General features: G+C 37.3%; 15 protein-coding genes. 3 read left to right on the top strand and 12 right to left on the bottom strand.

Features of this window, described 5'->3' with window-relative positions; translation table 11 throughout:
• Positions 1-10: 10 nt before the first annotated feature.
• The 9 genes from BR73_RS0105635 to BR73_RS29760 form a co-directional block, all read right to left on the bottom strand.
• The gene (locus BR73_RS0105635; RefSeq protein ID WP_033164730.1) at positions 11-1,621 is read right to left on the bottom strand and encodes a DNA cytosine methyltransferase; all 1,611 of its coding nucleotides are present in this window, start codon (positions 1,619-1,621) and stop codon (positions 11-13) included.
• Between the two features lie 10 nt (positions 1,622-1,631).
• Complete coding sequence (locus BR73_RS0105630; protein ID WP_033164729.1) at positions 1,632-3,713, bottom strand: AIPR family protein; 2,082 nt, start codon at positions 3,711-3,713, stop codon at positions 1,632-1,634.
• A 21-nt stretch (positions 3,714-3,734) separates the two neighbouring features.
• Positions 3,735-4,667, bottom strand: coding sequence for a PD-(D/E)XK motif protein (locus tag BR73_RS0105625; RefSeq protein WP_033164728.1), 933 nt, complete (start codon positions 4,665-4,667; stop codon positions 3,735-3,737).
• Positions 4,667-7,417, bottom strand: coding sequence for a Z1 domain-containing protein (locus tag BR73_RS0105620; RefSeq protein ID WP_033164727.1), 2,751 nt, complete (start codon positions 7,415-7,417; stop codon positions 4,667-4,669). The genes BR73_RS0105625 and BR73_RS0105620 overlap by 1 nt, the downstream gene beginning before the upstream one ends.
• The gene (locus tag BR73_RS0105615; RefSeq protein ID WP_033164726.1) at positions 7,410-8,876 is read right to left on the bottom strand and encodes an ATP-binding protein; all 1,467 of its coding nucleotides are present in this window, start codon (positions 8,874-8,876) and stop codon (positions 7,410-7,412) included. The genes BR73_RS0105620 and BR73_RS0105615 overlap by 8 nt, the downstream gene beginning before the upstream one ends.
• A 47-nt stretch (positions 8,877-8,923) precedes the next feature.
• Positions 8,924-9,136, bottom strand: a complete 213-nt coding sequence (locus BR73_RS0105610; protein ID WP_033164725.1) for a helix-turn-helix transcriptional regulator — start codon at positions 9,134-9,136, stop codon at positions 8,924-8,926.
• 7 nt (positions 9,137-9,143) lie between these two features.
• Complete coding sequence (locus BR73_RS0105605; RefSeq protein WP_033164724.1) at positions 9,144-9,746, bottom strand: ABC-three component system protein; 603 nt, start codon at positions 9,744-9,746, stop codon at positions 9,144-9,146.
• Between the two features lie 60 nt (positions 9,747-9,806).
• Positions 9,807-10,121, bottom strand: a complete 315-nt coding sequence (locus tag BR73_RS0105600) for a hypothetical protein (protein WP_033164723.1) — start codon at positions 10,119-10,121, stop codon at positions 9,807-9,809.
• 479 nt (positions 10,122-10,600) lie between these two features.
• Positions 10,601-10,873 carry a hypothetical protein gene (locus tag BR73_RS29760; protein WP_033164722.1) on the bottom strand — a complete coding sequence of 91 codons (273 nt, stop codon included), beginning with the start codon at positions 10,871-10,873 and terminating at the stop codon, positions 10,601-10,603.
• On the opposite strand from BR73_RS29760, the gene BR73_RS0105590 reads away from it, so the two are divergent.
• Genes BR73_RS0105590 through BR73_RS0105580 form a run of 3 tightly spaced genes read left to right on the top strand, consistent with a single transcriptional unit; the run spans position 10,872 to position 11,783 of the window.
• The gene (locus BR73_RS0105590) at positions 10,872-11,099 is read left to right on the top strand and encodes a DUF4314 domain-containing protein (RefSeq protein ID WP_033164721.1); all 228 of its coding nucleotides are present in this window, start codon (positions 10,872-10,874) and stop codon (positions 11,097-11,099) included. The two genes, BR73_RS29760 and BR73_RS0105590, sit on opposite strands and share 2 nt — an antisense overlap.
• Complete coding sequence (locus tag BR73_RS0105585; protein WP_033164720.1) at positions 11,092-11,499, top strand: hypothetical protein; 408 nt, start codon at positions 11,092-11,094, stop codon at positions 11,497-11,499. The genes BR73_RS0105590 and BR73_RS0105585 overlap by 8 nt, the downstream gene beginning before the upstream one ends.
• A 26-nt stretch (positions 11,500-11,525) precedes the next feature.
• Complete coding sequence (locus BR73_RS0105580) at positions 11,526-11,783, top strand: hypothetical protein (protein WP_033164719.1); 258 nt, start codon at positions 11,526-11,528, stop codon at positions 11,781-11,783.
• Between the two features lie 666 nt (positions 11,784-12,449).
• On the opposite strand, the gene BR73_RS29055 is transcribed toward BR73_RS0105580, so the two are convergent.
• From BR73_RS29055 to greA, 3 genes are all read right to left on the bottom strand, one after another.
• Positions 12,450-12,614 carry a VOC family protein gene (locus BR73_RS29055; RefSeq protein WP_278248537.1) on the bottom strand — a complete coding sequence of 55 codons (165 nt, stop codon included), beginning with the start codon at positions 12,612-12,614 and terminating at the stop codon, positions 12,450-12,452.
• Between the two features lie 229 nt (positions 12,615-12,843).
• Positions 12,844-14,352, bottom strand: coding sequence for a lysine--tRNA ligase (lysS, locus tag BR73_RS0105575; protein ID WP_033164718.1), 1,509 nt, complete (start codon positions 14,350-14,352; stop codon positions 12,844-12,846).
• 40 nt (positions 14,353-14,392) lie between these two features.
• Positions 14,393-14,875 (bottom strand): transcription elongation factor GreA, encoded by a 483-nt coding sequence (gene greA / locus BR73_RS0105570; RefSeq protein WP_033164717.1) that lies wholly within the window; start codon positions 14,873-14,875, stop codon positions 14,393-14,395.
• Positions 14,876-14,929: the final 54 nt, after the last annotated feature.

Genomic DNA, 14,929 nt, shown 5'->3' with positions numbered 1-14,929 from the left:
TAATTACTCCTTATCTCTTGGTTAATGCTTTGTTCAGCTGATTAGCTAGTTTTTTAGCTATAGCTTTTGCCATTATAGGAGGCACCGCATTTCCTACCTGTTGATATTGTTTGTCTTTCGTTCCACAAAAGACAAAACTATCCGGAAACGTCTGCAAGCGTGCAGCCTCTCTAATACTTACAGCTCTATCTTGTGTAGGATGCACCCACATCGATTTACGCACGTTGACAACTGTACCTGATGGCTCATCATATTTTAATCGCAAATAAATCGTATTCTGAGTTCTTGTAACATCTGTATAAGTGTTTGTCTTCATTTCATCAGATAACGAATGAAAATTCTGACCCTGATCTAGTGCTCTAAAACGCTCCATAGCAGTTTCTGTAGTTTTAGTTATGATATGATTATGCAAAATCTCAGAGTCTCTAAGCGATTGTGCCAGCTCACTCAAGTCTGATTTTTCTTGTAGCTTAATACCCTCATTATCGTCGGATACATTGTAGATCGGATCAACATCTTCCAAATCTTTAATTGCATCCTCAACAGTTCGATATGGGCCATCCTTAAATTTTCCTTCTGGAAGTTTCACTTCATCTGAAATATCTTTACGAATTCCCATTACTACAAAACGCATTCTCTTCTGTGGTGCACCAAACTGTGTCGCCGAAAGAACATCTGCAGAAATCGCATATCCATCGTTATCACCAGTACCTTTTAGTTTTGCCTTTAAATAATCAAAAACCGCATATGAACGAATATTAGCAGTTAACCCTTTATCATCTGTATAACTATCAACTACTATATCGTTATCAAATATTTCCTGGGCCTTTCTTATCATTCTTTGGTACATAATTGCTGGTTCAATCAATTCTTTAATTTGAGATTCTCCTATTTTCCCAGCATAAAAATCCAGCATTGCGTTAAATGCAACCCAATCCGCGTTGATAATAAAGTCTTCTTCATTATGATCTCTGTGCTTCTCTGCGATTTTTATTAAACGCGCTTTATGTTTTTCTAATACTCCTTTAAATTTAGTAGCATTTTTTGAAGCCTTATAAATTACATTTAACTCAAGATTGTCAAAATCATCCCACTTATATTTGCTAACTTCTTGCTCCGATTGCACAATATCAATCGCACCAACAAACATAAAATCAGCATCAAGTAATACCAGTTCTGTATTAGCTGTTTCAATTACATTACTATCTACTAATTCTTGATCATCACCACATAAATAGAATCTATGAACATCCGATCTAAGCATGCTCACATTTTCCATTACGAATGCCTTTGGTTTGAGTTCTGAAATTGCTCTAATATACTGTTTCACCAATGAGTTGTTTTGACTAATCGCATGATTTTTTTGCCTATTAGCATTGGAAAATCCCTGACAGGGAGGACCGCCAATTACAACATCGATATCGCCGTATTTTTCTCTTATCTCTGCATAGTCAGCGTCTCTAACGTCTCCAAATACAGCCACCCCTGGATGATTTTTCTTATATGTTTCCTGCATAGCAGGATTAAATTCAAATGCAACTTTTATATCAAATTTTTTTGTTTGCATAAAGCCAAGACTTAGTCCCCCAGCACCAGCAAACAAATCTATCGTATTATACATAGTTCCTCCATTACGCTTCAGTATTAAAGCCTTCTGCGGAGGCTTTGCGTAACAATGCAAGTAATCTCTTGCATTGATAAGTGTTTGGTATTTCGGCAGGCATTTTACAAGCAATCACTAATGCAGATACGTCCGTGGGTGTAACCATATGATTCCTTACAACAAACTCTGATAGCCTCATCCACATTTCTACAGGATAATTTACAACCGTTGTCTGAGCCTGAATTTCATTTACAACCTTCTGCTCTTTTTTTGCAGATTTCTGTGCCGCCTTTTGCTCGTCAATAGTGATTAAGCAATTTTCGATATCTTCAGGAATGTCAAGCTGGATCTTTTTCACATCTTCCCAACAATCATTTCTCTTACACCATTGAGTAACATTCGCAACTTTTCTTGATGGATCAGTTATTCTAAGAAGAACCAATTCTGCCAACGCAATCAAAACAATTCCCACTTGTTCAGGCACACTTTGTCTGTTCCAAATTAACATCAGATCAAGTTCCTGACCCTGGTATTGATTATGTAATAATCTTCTGAATTGTGCCAAAGTATAATAAATGATGTTCGCACGATATCCACCCTCATACCAAGGCTGCTTTGGTATGGTTTTCTCTAGATATTGGAACAAAAGAATCAATGCGGCCGTGGTTTGGAAATATCTCTCATTAAACTGTTCATCATTTACATTCCACTGTTCATCTATATCTTCTGCAAACGCATTAAAATTGGTCTGTGCACCTTTACTGACAACCTGTGGGAATCCTCTCCATGTATTTTGAACTTTTGCTAGGTCCGTTTTCTTAATCACCTTATTTTTAGGATGCTGTAGTTCAAATTGTTTTTTCTTTGCAGGTGTTAAGCGCATTTGCTCTTGCAAGTACTGTCCTCTTGCCCTTTCATAAAACCATTTTGTCTCATACTGAGCACCTTCCGATGCTGGTGCAAACAAGTGTCTTGAAATCTGTTCCATACGTCGATGAAACGGATGAGATGCAAAGAAGTCTGCATCGCTAACTTTATTCTGACTATTTGAAGATCTAGAGATATTCCTAATTAATTCATCCGACTCCTCTGGCGTCGATTCATCAATTGAAGTTAATTTCATCTGCACATAAATAGATGATAAGTCTGCCTTATCCTTATATCTTGCATTTGAGATAGACGCTGTCGTCTGTCCACCATTAATAATCTGAAAATCTCTAACAAACGTTATAAATCTTCCGTGATTGGTATCTTCTATCTCAACGTCCATAGCCGTTGCTGAAATTCCATTGTTGAACGCAAAAAACATTTGAGGATTATTCAGAATTGTTCCTCTGATTTTCTTATTTACCGCTACTTTAGTAGATAAGAAAGATCTGACATTTCCTTCCAAAAGCTTACTACCATATTTATCATAAATGTTAGCCAAAACAGTTCCTGGAATCACTCCCAAATAACTACTATACTGTTCTGTAGATGCAGAGCTAGCTTCAATACATGGTATGCCTTCACCACAATATTCCTTAAAATCAATTTCAATAATTTGACGGCCTTGTTCTGAACAGCAAACTCTGAACAAACGATCAATGTCCCAAATTTGTCCTTCAACGGGAATTGAATTGTAATCATCGATTTCAACTGTTTTTATAGCAGCACTCATATCCGCATCGGTAAATACAAGGAAACGGTATTTTCGAATCGCCTTCTTGTTATATCTTAAAAGGTCCACCAAGTCCGCACATGGTGTACTCATCTCTATTTCTTGGTATAAATCGGTTGTTAATGCAGCATCAAGAAATTTCAAGAGTAAACCAAAATTCTTATTTGCGGCTGTTCCTGTGAGTCGACGTTCCAAATCATTTCCATCGAAATCTGCGATGATAAGATTCATTGTATTATCAAATTCATCATAAACATATCCGTCTACTCTATAATTACTACGTCCATTCTTACCTTTATAAAAAGAAGGCGTAAAATCAGATAAGGACTCCGCATCTATTAGATACTGTGCCATATTTTCTACAAAGGATGCACATGATCCTTCACCAGTAACCGCTGCTGCAGTTTTGATACTTTCTATAAAATCCTTTTTAAATTCGGTAGAATCCATGTTTGACATCCTCCCACTTTTTTACTTTTCCCAGCTTTTGATGCTAGGTATATCAATCCGATATTCCATATTTGTTATTTCCACAGGAATATCTTTTCTTCTTACTCTAGGAAATGTATCGTTTACAGAATAAAATTGTTTCGAAGACATGCAAAAATGTTGCTTATCATACTCTTTCATATCAATATATCCTGCAGATCCTAGTTTTAATACTAGTTCATCCGGGTTATCACCATTCCTTGAAATCAAATCAATTACCGTATGAACCAATCCGTATAATGTGAATGACTTTGGCTGATCTGGCGCACATTTATCAATTCGATAGACAACTAATTCCCCCTCATCATCTCTATCTATTTGTTCAACAGATGAGATAGAAATTTCAGCAGATGAAGCTCCGGTAGATTTGATTTCATGCCAGCATCCAGCATATACAAAATCTTGATCCGCTCCTTCTGGTCCAACCCATCCAGCCAATGCTACCGATGGTAGCATTCCAGCTTCAATCTTTTCTTTCAAGAATAATAACTCGCCTATAAGACCTTTCTGTGTGTTGCTTCCTAAAACTGCATTGCTTTTATGATCTAATAGTTTGAGCCACGCATTGTATCTTCGTAGCACTTTTAGCAGTGCAATATCATCAGTATCCACATTTGAATACTCAATAATATCTCCCGCCATTGTAATGAAAACATCTTCTTGTTTCCTATCCATCAGTGTAAAAGCTATCGCATACTTACCATCTTTTCGCTGATTACATGAAGCATCAATACACTTTGAAGAATCGATCTTTTTTATTGCTTTTTGGCTTACTATTACAACCGACTTATGCTCTGGTGATGCGTAGCGAACATACCATTCAAGTGGGTGATTTACAGACAACTTCAACGCGCCACCAGAGTAATAATTGATAGTATTCCATTTTTCTCTTAGTTCATTTTCTTTACTGCTCATCACATATCCTCATCGTCATCGTCATAATTATCATAAACATCTACCCAGTTTCTTAATTCAATCAGATTGACTTTATAGTTTGCGGTTTCAGTAGTTCCACTAGTTTTTGGGAATCCAACTCCTAGAGCGAACAAAAATTCAGGTAAATCTTTATTCTCCGCTTTTGAATAATCAGCTTGAATCACATGTAACATCAGAATAGGATCTCTATCAGGTATCAAGTAAGCCTTATCAGGTATATTTTCCTTATTCTCGTTATTCGGTATGGATCTATACACTTTTTCTGCTTTCTGGATTTCATCTTTAGTTAATCCAATTCGAGTACAACCACCAGCTCCAACACGAAGCTTTGTTCCACTCACACTGATCATTTTCTTATCTGCTAATATTTTTCTTTTTTCTGTCCCCTCGATCACCAGCGTTTCATCACCACACTGTAGCAATTCATCATACGGGATTCCAGTTCCAGATTTTATCAATACTACATCCCAACCGTTACTCCAATAGTGACTTTCTATAAATTCGGCCAGTGCTCTACCATTAAAATTTAAGTGCCATGGATTTGTTTCAAAGTCTAACAGCAGTTGAGCAACATTATCACCTGGGACATTCTTCCAGTAATAATGTCCCTTTGTACGATCCTCATCTAAAAATCTGTTTCCAATGCTATTCAACGAATTTACAAAATTCTTAAAAGCAGTCTCATTCGAAGCCAAAATATTCTTTGATGCCTTTAATCTAGGTGTCTCCAATAAATTACCAGACACAGTAACAGGACATGTTAAATCTGTAGCTGTACGCATTTTGTTTCGTGCAGTTACAATTAAAGCACCAGGGTCTTGTCGTACTTTTAAACCAAAATCTCTAGGTGTTTGATTTGCATTTCTCATTTTTGAGATTTCTTCCTTAAGCTCTGCTGTAGCTCTGGTAATTTGTCCATACCAGTCAATAGCTTCTGGTGTCATCCAAACCTTTACAACATCACCGTAGTTAGGTCTATAGCCGAACCAACGTCCCATCTGTAATAAAGTATCATACATCTTCGTATTACGATGGAAGTAGGTTACTCCCAAGCCCTCTAATGTCAGTCCTCTGGACATACTATTTCCACCTACAGCAATAACACGTAAACCGTCACTCTTGTGATTAAAATAGTCTAAGCTTGCTGCTCCTGTCTTCATATTCACAGCACGCACCTCAATAGGAGAAATTGCTTTATGTAAGTAGTTTTTAAGCAAGTCTTCCCATTCGATTCCAACAATTCCGCTTAAATTATACTTATCCCAAACAACATGCAATGCCTTAATGTTTCTTATTTTATCACTTTGATCTAACGGTAACTTGGCATAATTTCGAACGTCTGATTTCACCTGATCTAACCATACATTCATCATTTCTTGTATTTGATTCTGCACATTTGTGAAGCGACTAATATGTACCATCATAGACCTGTTGTCAGTGAGATCGCCTCTATAATCACGAAATGCATTTAATAACAAGAAATAATATGATGCTTCATATAAATCTTCTGGCAATTCCTCAACAATAAAATCCTTTTTATGCGAAGGAGGGAAACACGCTTCTAGCTCTTCGATGTCAATTTCCTGAAGCATATGATCACTATCTGAGTTGTCTCCAAAGATTCTATCAGCACCAATATAGTTAGTTGGAGCAGAAAGTGCATAGATAAAATCAGCCGGAAATAGATCATCATCTTTTTCTGGATCAATAAAAATGTTCGCAAAAGGTGTTGCCGTAATCCCTAAATATGTTGTCTTGCTAAAAAGATTCAGCAAACGTCTAATGCAATCATTAATTGCGGCCGGCTGAGAATCCTCATCTTTCGTATTAACAGATGCATTGTCAGCCTCATCATCAATAAGCAAAAGCGGAAGATCAATCTGTCCCGCAGCATTTTGCGTGTTATTATCTGATAACCATTTAATCAAATTGTTGAGAATCCTCTTATTCTTCTTCACTACCAAAATAACAGGACAATTAACGTTTTCGATACCTAAATTATTATTTCTAAGAATACCGCTATCAAAGTCCTTAGTCACAGAAGTAAAAGCAACTATTTTTTTATCAGTACCGTATCTTCCTACGCCAACTGGTTGATTTTTTATTCCCTGTTCGGCTTTAGGATCAAGGTAATATTCACTTTTTCTTCCAGTACATTCGGCATCCAATCTTTCCTGAGTTTGCTTACGCAAATTCTCCTGCATACCAGCTAAAACAATAATAATTCTGTAGCCAGTATCTGCAGCCTTATTGCAAATAGCTGTATAGTTTGCTGTTTTACCAGACTGCACATCACCCAACACTAATCCCTTTATTGCAAAATGATCTTCTGATGGGTCGCCGCATAAATCTAATATCTCATCGGAAACTTTTCCTAAATTAGTTGTAACTCTTGGATTCCAATGTTTAATTTCTTCAAGGTATTTTTTATATCTGTTCCAAAAAAAGAAATCAAAGTCAGCTCGCTTAGACGGTAACCAGGACTGATGACCGTTATTTCGATCATTGATAAATACACCAACATCCATTTGAATAACTAATGATTCTTTAAGCCTAGTTATAATCTCTTTAAACTCTTCATCAGAAACCGGCATTATTGGAGCATTTGCATTTCTTAACAAAGTTGCTTTTTCTAAAAATTCTTCTTCTGTCGGAGGAATCTCTTTGTAAACATTATTAATAAATGCTGAGATGATATTCTCTACTTGTTCAATATAAGGATTACTCATTTTCTAAAATTTCCTCCTTTAGTTTTTCTATTATTTGAGTGTGCGCAGAATATGGTTCAATACCAGCAACAGCATCCAGCAGATTGCATTTTTCCTGCTTTCCTGCACACATAGTAATCATATCCTCTAATGATTTTTTTATTTCAATATCTGATTGCTCGTTATCATTTATGATCTGTTCATCATTATTTAGATCAACATATAGCTGATTAAGAGGTAGCCCAATCTCAATCTGCTGTAGCAAAGCATATATCGATGTTTCCATATTCGGATTAGCTTTCACCAATTGCTGTACAAGCGGATGATCGCGATTAACTTCATAATAAAATCCACCCTGCTTGTTTTTCATTCGATTCCACACATGAGTTTCCGTATCGCTTACTTCTTTTTTTCCCCTGAATGTCCATGTTCTTTTGCTTCGCTCTGCAATTTGGGTTATTATTATTTCTAAATTTTTTCTAACCTCTGCAGGTGGTAATGCGGATGATTTCTTTATATCCAGGGTCCATAGATCATCTAATGTGTTGGGAATATCGACACGAATTCTGGCAAGTTTTGATAAATCTCCCTGCCTCATCATTCTGAACCAAGTTCCCCATACTAATAATCTTTTATTCCTATAAACATAGAAGCCTTGCTGTTTTCTAAGACCATCTTTACCACCCAGCATTTTTATTTCATCCGCTGTGAGCTTGGATATATGCGGAAGAATATATGCCCGTACTAATATTTTATTGCCTTGTATGACCAGGCTCTCATCATCCATTGCCTGCACACTTTTCTCAGTCAAAAACGGATCAATTGCTTTTACTTTTTCTCCATTTATTGACAGCTTAAGTTTAGTGATCCCGGATTCACCGGCTATGTATCTATGATAAACAAGAGACAGGTGATCTCTAACCCTGTCAATTTTACGTCCTAGTGATAGTTCAAAATTGATTTCTCCCGCCTTCAAGCGATCTAGTTTCTGCCAAATCACTAGTGTTCCAGTTTCATATTTTTTTAATTCATCAATCTGTGGAAGCTGATTTAATTCGTCTTCATCAAGTACAATTAAAGACCAATCTCCTACTTCTGTAACATGATCTATATCCCATTGACGTCCCTCTAATTCACCTCCTTGCTTGGAAATAACAGTCAGACATCTACACTGAGACAACGATGCTGTCTTTAATCCTAAGCCAAAACGTCCTAAATCTTTTTTATCCCTTTCTTCAGTTGGATTCTTACTTCCATATTGCATAGCAATATCAATTTCTTCCTCAGTCATTCCTTTCCCATTATCAAGAATAGCAATATATGCACCGTCTACCGGGAAAAAATATATATCAACATTCTTTGCATTCGCTGCGATACTGTTATCAATAATATCGGCCACTGCTGCCTCAAGAGAATATCCAATTGCTCTTGTTGACTCGATTAAAGTAGGCGCATAGGGTGGCAAGCTTTTTGTTTTCATTTGCAGATCCCTTTCATAATTAATCGATTCCTAGTTAAACCGAGTATCTATTTACTTTCATCAGGTACAAATTCCATAATATCACTTACATCACATTTGAGTTCATTACAGATTTTTGCTAACACTTCTGTGGTAACATTTTCATCTTTACCTAGCTTTGCAAGAGAAGATGAACTGATTCCTGCGTTCTTTCTCAAATCCGATTTTTTCATGTTTTTGTCGATCAGTAACTTCCATAATTTATTATAACACATCTTCATACTGGTTTTACTCCTCTATATTCCATGACCTTCCATATAGTTCGCAATTATCATTTGAGAGTCTGAGAACACAGTTTCTTTCTAATGTTTCTCTTGTCTCAGGCCTACAATCTCCTTGTTTATCGTAAGCAATAAACACCTGCTTTTTAGTACTATCATATATTCTGATAATTCCATCCTCGACATTCTTTTCCAGATACTTGAAGAGCAAAGAATAATGGGCCAATGCCGGAAGCGCAGTAGTAAACAATATCGCCAAATCGTATACTATCATTCTTTTATAATTTGAACCTGTACCTGTATCCTTAGGAGTTTCAAATTTATAGCTGTCATAACGATTAAAGTGAATGTACGGAGGCTTACGCTGAGTCGAAAACAAAGAATCCTCGCCATGTTTATCTGCATTTGTCATAATCTCTCTCATGCGAACATAATACGCATTAACATAAGAATTGATTGTCAAATACAGTGCAAAATCGTCTTCTGGATTTATTTTTTGCGTTATCTCTTTAGGGTCAAGAGAAGCATTAGATAAATCCTTCTGATTCAGCTTTTTAACCTTTTTTAGAACATCAACTATCCCTTTTTCAAGAGATAAATTCTCTAACAATGCTTGCTGAACAGGGCAGCTGCAGAACGAATTATCTCAACAAAACAATCTGCTAAAAGTTCACCTATATTCGGCTCTAAAATCATCTGCCAAAAGTTCTCTAACTGTCTTTGGCCTTTGGTTAATTGAATCTACAAATAAATCTTTATCGAGTCTATAAACAATACTCTCTGCAAATTTTTTGCTTAATCGACGCTTTGAATAATTTCGAAGCGTGTTTTCTTTTGTCAATTTGGTTGATGAGTCCTTTTGTGTACCCCACTCATCTTCTGACACATCTGTAATCATGGCTATCAAATCACGGAAAAAATAAGGAACATCTGCACCATCAGATATTCGCTTTTTCAATATTGATAAAAAATCTTTAAATTCCACGAAGCACAACTCCTTCCGTTTTTGAACCATGATGAACCACGATGAGCCAAACGAGACCCAATCTGACATAGGCCATTTTATATACTAGTTTTGACAAAAAAGGAACAACACTGTTCAGGTCTGTTCAGGTCAAAAACCTATTAAATATTATATCACCGCATGTCCATTTGTCAAATTTAATATTTGTGTTAAGAACATTTTTGGCTTTTATCAAATTTCCATAGCGTGATTTGGACTCATATATCAATTCACAACTCAATTCACATATCAATTCATACTCAATTCACCATCTTCGTGCCCACGTGGTGTGTTCGTAATTGATATATGACAACACATGATGAAGTAGCTTCTACAGAAGAGACTGGACTTAGCATCACCCTTCCGCTAGATAAGTTCAAGGTTGGAAACCTCACCAACCTTCTGGATGCCAAAGTTTCCTCATCAAGCACGCCCTGCATATCGAGGACCTACGCTTTGAGCTAAACAAGGACAGCATTTCCTTCCCTTGGTTCAACGAACTGCCTGAGCTGGAAGAAAACAAAGCCTACAGCAACTTCATCGCAGCCATTTGCGAAATGAGTGTAAAGCAGAAACGCATCAGCGCCACGGAAAAGCCAGTGGACAATGAACGCTACTGTTTCCGCTGCTTCCTTCTTCGCCTTGGCTTCATCGGTGACGAGTACAAAGCAGACCGCAAAATCCTGATGAGATATCTTCCGGGCAACAGCGCATTCAAAGGAGGTGAAGGCCATGCAATTTCCACATAAGGAACAGGTGGCCCGCCAGCGCCGCCTTTATCCGACTGGTACACGTGTCGAGCTAGTTCAAATGGACGACGCACAGGCCCCTCCGGTGGGCACACGTGGCACCGTCATTGGTGTCGATGATACCGGAAGCATCATGGTATATTGGGACAAAGGCTCCGGACTCAACGTTATCTACGGCGTTGACCGTTGCAAGGAGATTACAAATGAATAACCGATACTTTGTAAAATTTGAATATCGAAACGAAAAGATGGTCAAAATCTTTGAATTCAAAACCCGCCGCGATGCATTAGATTATTTCCGCTTATTTTATCAACCCGATTCAGAAGATCTCTACTATTCCATTTTTGTATCTGAGTGCGATGCAGATCAAAAGACAGAAAGTCTACTTGCTTTGCTAACTTTTGTAGAGAGAAATGTTAGTGGTGAAATAATCCGAAAAAACTGGAGAAATTGGAATGTAGGAAGAGTAACTATTTATGAAACTTATGAATTTGATGGGGACAGTATCACACAAGGAATCCTCACAGAAGTTCATTCCGATCACGCAATACTAACTGCTGACGGTATGCACCTCTGGATTGATGATGACACACAATTTATGTTCCGATAATTTTATCAAGAAAGGAAACAATAGATATGAAAAGTTTTGATAAATTAGCTGATTATGATCTAAATGGCATAAAACTCTTAACTGATTACTCCTACGATGATGCCTTAGTAGGCATCAAAGAAGATAAACGTGCCATCTATGATTATGACAAAATGGTTAGATGGCTTGTTGAAGAAGAAGGCTTCGAAGAAACCGATTCAGAAGAATGGATCAATTATAATACTTTACGTGCTCTTGATTATTTAGGATCTGATTCTCCAATTATTATGCATGCACTTGCATAAATTATATCAAATATATTGAGAAAGGAACCATGTATATGAACTATAAGATACTCGATTCTCACTTATCGGAACCACAAATAAAATACTATGAAGATAATAATCCTGGATGGAAAGTTAAAACAACCAATTGCTTATTAGTCACATTGGATGACGGATCTTCTACTACTTATGTTATCTTTGAAGGTCCTTGGACAAAATCTAACATGTGCAGAGATTGTGGATCATACTATGAAATTTCAATAGGTAATCAGATCATAAAAATCTCTCGTTCTTCGTAAGCGCACTTTAGGCTCCACCAACGACTGAGGACATATGGAAGAAGCTTTAGAAAACCTTTATGGTTCGAGTTATCTACGAGACTTCTATGTGCCATCGTAATAAAATACTTTGATTCACGCCATTAGACAGTAGAACTCACGGCGGACCATTGACCTGTGGTAACCATTCCACGTATAACAGAGTGGTCAAAGCCGGAAGCTGTTACGTCTAAGGCTTTTTCCATATGCTCTCAGTCATTGGAAAACACAAAAGTGATTTTTTCAAAATTTACACTTGACAAAAGTCACTACATAACAGAAGTTAATTGTAATCTAACTGAATAAAAGCTTAACAAAAAACCATAGAATATCAACTCAATAGCCTATGGTTTCTTAAGACTTTATGTACTTACACTACATCAAAGCAAAATGGATGTCCCTCTGGGTCGAGCATTACAGCCCAATCTCCGTATTGTATATCTGCTTTTCTTGCTCCAAGTTCTAAAGCGTAATTAATCCATTCCTGAAGCTTTGCTTTCTCCATACTAAAATCAAGGTGTTCCTTCTTATCAATAATAATGCTAAAATTCAGGAGAAATATAATACATTTAAAATCACCATAAAATTTACTCTGTGCTCATTTGTCCATGGGGGATGGACTATTTTCTATCATTCTCTAAGCATGTGATAAAAAATAGAATCTCCATTTTCAGAGATTCTATTTGAACGTGTCCTCTTATATTGGTCGTAAAATGGTCGTAAATCTTACCACTTAATCTCACAAACCGTTGATTTTACTAGCTTTATTTCTCCAAGCTCTTCATCGTCGGAAACAAAAGTACATCCCTGATCGCCGCAGAATCCGTCAGCAGCATTACAAGACGGTCAATTCCAATACCAATACCACCAGTCGGCGGCATACCATATTCCAATGCCGTCAAGAAATCTTCATCCATAGAATTAGCTTCTTCATCACCCGCAGCCTTTAAAGCCTCCTGTGCCTCAAAACGGCCTCTCTGATCAATGGGATCATTTAATTCAGAGAATGCATTCGCCATCTCCCTCTTTGTTATAAATAACTCAAATCTCTCAGTAAAGTCAGGTGCTTCCGGCTTTCTCTTGGCAAGCGGTGAAATCTCTACCGGATGATCCATGATAAAGGTTGGCTGTACCAGATTCTCTTCTACGAACTCCTCGAAGAAAAGATTGATGATATCACCCTTCTTATGTCTGTCTTCAAATGCAACATGATGCTCTTTCGCAATTGCTTTTGCTTCTTCCTCTGTTTTAACCTCAGAGAAATCAACACCGGAATATTTCTTAACAGCCTCTAACATGGTCATTCTCTCGAAAGGCTTGCTTAAGTCTATAATAACACCATCATAGGATATTGTAGTTGTGCCGAGTACATTCTGAGCAACGGTACGGTACAGCTCTTCTGCAAGATCCATCATACCATAATAATCTGTATAAGCCTGATAGAGCTCCAACAGTGTAAACTCAGGATTGTGTCTTACGGAAAGACCCTCATTACGGAATACTCTTCCGATTTCATACACTCTCTCAAGTCCGCCGACGATCAGTCTCTTCAGATATAACTCTAAGGAAATACGTAAATGAATGTCTTCATCCAGCGCGTTATGGTGAGTGAAGAAAGGTTTTGCGGCTGCTCCGCCTGCATTAGGAACCAGAACAGGTGTCTCTACCTCAATAAAGTTCTTTCCATCCAGATACTTTCTGATTTCTCTGATGATGAGTGAACGTTTGATAAAGGTATCCTTTACTTCCGGATTCACGATCAAGTCAACATATCTCTGACGATATCTGACATCGGTATCCTTCAGTCCGTGATATTTTTCAGGCAGTATCTGAAGGCTCTTTGTTAAAAGAACAATGCTTGTAACCTTTACGGAAATCTCTTCTGTATGAGTCTTAAATACCTCACCGGTAATACCAACGATATCACCCATGTCATATTTCTTGAACTCAGCATAAAGTTCTTCTCCGATTGCGTCCTTTCTTACATACACCTGGATATTTCCCTTGATATCCTGGATATTGCAAAAAGAGGCCTTACCCATTACACGTTTGGACATGATACGTCCGGCAATGGATACTTCCTTGCCTTCCAGGGTTTCAAATTCAGCTTCGATATCCTTTGACTGGTGTGTTACCTGGTATTTCATTATCTGAAAAGGATCCTTGCCGTTTTCCTTTAATTCGGAAAGCTTGTTCCTTCTTACCTTCAAAAGCTCATTTAGCTCCTGCTCTGTCTGCACCTTTTCCTGCGCCTGTATCTTTTCCTCAGCCACTTTTCTTCATCCTTTCCTTTTTACATCAGTTGGATCTGCATTAGTTGGACTTCTGTATTTCCAGTATCTTGTACTCTAACATACCGGAATGAGTCTCAACATTAACAATATCCCCAACTCGTGCACCAATCAATGCTCTTCCGACCGGTGATTCATTGGAGATCTTTCCTTTAAGACTATTTGCTTCCGTAGAACCTACGATTTTATATTCCATCTCATCATCAAATTCTATGTCAAGTATTCTAACTTTACAGCCTATATTAATTACGTCAACCTCAACTTCGTCTTCTACAACGACTTCAGCGTTTTTCAGGATTTTATCTATCTCTTCAATTCTTGCTTCAATTTCTCTCTGCTCGTCTTTTGCTGCATCATATTCTGCATTCTCGGATAAATCACCCTGCTCTCTGGCTTCTTTTATCTTCTGTGCAACCTCTTTACGTTTGTTGACTTTTAAATCCTGTAATTCATTCTCTAAAAGTCTTAATCCCTCATAGGTCAAAATGTTCTTTTTTTCTGCCATATTTAAACACCCTTCCTCCGTTTCAATCGTATTAACGATACATTCAAAGTATTA

Source organism: Clostridium sp. KNHs205, from assembly GCF_000702945.1.
Lineage (GTDB): Bacteria > Bacillota > Clostridia > Lachnospirales > Lachnospiraceae > Anaerocolumna.
Note: the sequence above shows the minus strand (reverse complement) of the source record. Positions and strands in the feature narration are given on the sequence as shown.

Excerpts from the sequence above, each read along its gene's own strand:
- BR73_RS0105635 (WP_033164730.1), bottom strand. The coding sequence starts at position 1,621 with ATGTATAATACGATAGATTTGTTTGCTGGTGCTGGGGGACTAAGTCTT.
- BR73_RS0105630 (WP_033164729.1), bottom strand. The coding sequence starts at position 3,713 with ATGGATTCTACCGAATTTAAAAAGGATTTTATAGAAAGTATCAAAACT.
- BR73_RS0105625 (WP_033164728.1), bottom strand. The coding sequence starts at position 4,667 with ATGAGCAGTAAAGAAAATGAACTAAGAGAAAAATGGAATACTATCAAT.
- BR73_RS0105620 (WP_033164727.1), bottom strand. The coding sequence starts at position 7,417 with ATGAGTAATCCTTATATTGAACAAGTAGAGAATATCATCTCAGCATTT.
- BR73_RS0105615 (WP_033164726.1), bottom strand. The coding sequence starts at position 8,876 with ATGAAAACAAAAAGCTTGCCACCCTATGCGCCTACTTTAATCGAGTCA.
- BR73_RS0105610 (WP_033164725.1), bottom strand. The coding sequence starts at position 9,136 with ATGAAGATGTGTTATAATAAATTATGGAAGTTACTGATCGACAAAAAC.
- BR73_RS0105590 (WP_033164721.1), top strand. The coding sequence starts at position 10,872 with ATGCAATTTCCACATAAGGAACAGGTGGCCCGCCAGCGCCGCCTTTAT.
- BR73_RS29760 (WP_033164722.1), bottom strand. The coding sequence starts at position 10,873 with ATGGCCTTCACCTCCTTTGAATGCGCTGTTGCCCGGAAGATATCTCAT.
- BR73_RS0105585 (WP_033164720.1), top strand. The coding sequence starts at position 11,092 with ATGAATAACCGATACTTTGTAAAATTTGAATATCGAAACGAAAAGATG.
- BR73_RS0105580 (WP_033164719.1), top strand. The coding sequence starts at position 11,526 with ATGAAAAGTTTTGATAAATTAGCTGATTATGATCTAAATGGCATAAAA.
- greA (WP_033164717.1), bottom strand. The coding sequence starts at position 14,875 with ATGGCAGAAAAAAAGAACATTTTGACCTATGAGGGATTAAGACTTTTA.